The organism is Streptomyces yerevanensis, from assembly GCF_000716805.1.
In the GTDB taxonomy this organism is placed as follows: Bacteria; Actinomycetota; Actinomycetes; order Streptomycetales; family Streptomycetaceae; genus Streptomyces; species Streptomyces flaveus.
In genome coordinates this window covers 1-2,185 of sequence record NZ_JNWJ01000169.1, presented here as the reverse complement: position 1 = coordinate 2,185, position 2,185 = coordinate 1, and the positions used below count along the sequence as shown (strand labels likewise).

4 protein-coding genes are annotated in these 2,185 nt (G+C 69.1%); 3 read left to right on the top strand and 1 reads right to left on the bottom strand.

Annotated elements, in window-relative coordinates:
• Positions 1–323 (top strand): MarR family winged helix-turn-helix transcriptional regulator (locus OP79_RS48770; protein WP_033329679.1); only part of this gene is annotated, 323 nt, incomplete at its 5' end.
• Positions 324–612: 289 nt separating this feature from the next.
• On the opposite strand, the gene OP79_RS53500 is transcribed toward OP79_RS48770, so the two are convergent.
• Positions 613–777, bottom strand: a complete 165-nt coding sequence (locus OP79_RS53500) for a hypothetical protein (RefSeq protein WP_245685759.1) — start codon at positions 775–777, stop codon at positions 613–615.
• A gap of 247 nt (positions 778–1,024) precedes the next feature.
• Between OP79_RS53500 and OP79_RS48765 the strand changes: the two genes are divergently transcribed.
• On the top strand, positions 1,025–1,525 hold the full coding sequence (locus tag OP79_RS48765) for a cupin domain-containing protein (RefSeq protein ID WP_033329678.1): 501 nt from the start codon (positions 1,025–1,027) through the stop codon (positions 1,523–1,525).
• A 306-nt stretch (positions 1,526–1,831) separates the two neighbouring features.
• Positions 1,832–2,185: AAA family ATPase (locus OP79_RS50280; RefSeq protein WP_037974010.1), on the top strand; the 354-nt coding region annotated here is incomplete at its 3' end.

Below are 2,185 nucleotides of genomic sequence, written 5' to 3'. Positions count from 1 at the left end.
TGACCGACCTCGCCGACGGCGTCGTCTACAGCCGCAGCGGCCTGACATACCAGGTAGGTCTACTCGAAAAGGAGGGCCTGGTCGTCCGCGCTCCCTCGCTGGACGACGAGCGGAGCATCACCGTCACCATCACCGATGCCGGGCGTGCGCTGCTTGCGAAGGTGCTGCCGGGGCATGTCGAGGTGGTCAGCGGCCTGTTGTTCGAGCCGCTTTCGCGCGACGACGTCAAGGCTCTCGCGAGCCTGCTGGCGCCGGTACGCGACCATATGCGCTCGACACCGCCCCGCTCGGCCACGCCTCGCCGCCGCAAAGGCGGAGCATAAGGACTCGACAGGCGTCGGAGCCCCGCAGGCCGCAGCGGAACAGGACGCGGCGAGACGCCGGGCCGGCCGCGGCAGTCGCCGGTCAACCGGGACGGGGGAAGCCGAGGCGTCAGGTTGGTCGGTGGGCGAACTGGGCGGGTGTTTCTTGAATACGCGGATGAAGTGGCTGCTGTCGGTGAAGTGCCGGCGCGCGGCGGCTTCGGAGACAGCCAAGGGCGAAGAGCCCAGCGCTCGTTGGCAGCGGTGTGCTGCGGGGTCACCCAGCGCATCGTTCCCTGGAAGCCGTCGATCATGGAAGCGCTGAATTCCGGCAGGGGGCGCAGGTCCCCCAAGCGGTGTTCCATGTGTCGATGAACGGCTCCCCCGTCCCCCGGCCGGTGCCGGTGGAGTCGGCGTCGACGGTGAACGTGCCCGTCCTGTCGCCCGGGCCGAGGAAACGCGCCCTGCTGCTCATGTGTCCTCCGCGCCGACGAAGATGTCGCCGCAATCCCATCCGGTGTCGCCGACGTACACGCTTACTACGCATAGCCGTTCCTACTCTTGGCTGCACTTCAACCGTCAACAACCAACCGCCCGCGGGTGCACCCGACTGAACCATGGGCCTTGCACGCCGACACCGCGGGCGCTCTGCCCAGCGGCAAGGTCGTCGTCGCGCCAGGCGACCGACTCCCCCTTGACCGACATCTGAGGAGACGACCGCGATGATCCCCGACGACGATCCGTCCCGCTCGCTGACCGTCGCGAACCCCGACAACCCCGGCACGACGTACATCTCTCTGGTGGGCAACACGTACGCCATGCTGGTCACCGGCGAGCAGACCAACGGCCAATACTGCCTGATCGACATGCGCATCCCCGACGGCGGCGGCCCACCGCCGCACCGGCACGACTTCGAGGAGATGTTCACCATCCTCGAAGGCGAGATCGAGTTCACCTTCCGCGGCGAGAAGCACACCGTAGGGGCCGGGTCCACGGTCAACATCCCGGCCAACGCCCCGCACAACTTCCGCAACGCTTCGGGGGCGCCGGCCCGCATGCTGTGCATGTGCACCCCCGCAGGCCAGGACGAGTACTTCACGCGCATCGGCGATGTCGTCGCGGGTAAGGACGCGCCGCCGCCACAACTGTCGGAGGACGAGCTCGCGGAACGCCGCCGCCGCGCGGCCGAGTTGGCCTCGACCTACCGGAGCGAGTTCCTGTAGCCCGCAGGGGCCGACAAGCCCGGCCGTCGGCCGAAGCTCACCGAGCCTGGGCGCCCTTCGACAGCTCGACGTCATTCAGGACTCGGCCAGGCCCGGTCCCGCTCCGGTCACGGATGTAGCCGGGCTGAGCGGTGTGACCATGATGAGCAGCCCGGCGGCGCAACTGCGAACACGCCGACAGCCTTGGCGAGGTGTGATCGCGCCAGTGACGCCGGGCCGCGCCGAGTTCTGTGGTCGCCATGCCCCTTAGCGTGCCAGGAGAGGCGATCGCCTCTCCTGCGTACTGGACTGGCCATCTCCACGAAAATGCTGATGCTGTCGGGCGCGGCGCAAGCGCCGTTTGTGGCGTACCTGCACGGCCCCGGCGGCATCGGCAAGTCCTCGCTGGTGCGCTACGCCGCCCGGCAGGCCGAGCTCACCGGCCGCCGCGTGGTGCACGTGGACGGACGGTTCCTCGACGCCGATCCGCGCCGGCTCGAGGAGACGGCCGCCCCGGCGTGTGCCGAACCCGGCACGGTGCTGCTCATCGACACCTTCGAGCAGTGTCAGCCCCTCGAGACGTGGCTGCGCGAGACCTTTCTGCTGCGGCTCGCCGACCACGCGATCGTGGTGGTGGCCAGCAGGACCGCCCCCGACGCCGAATGGTCGCTGGATCCTGGA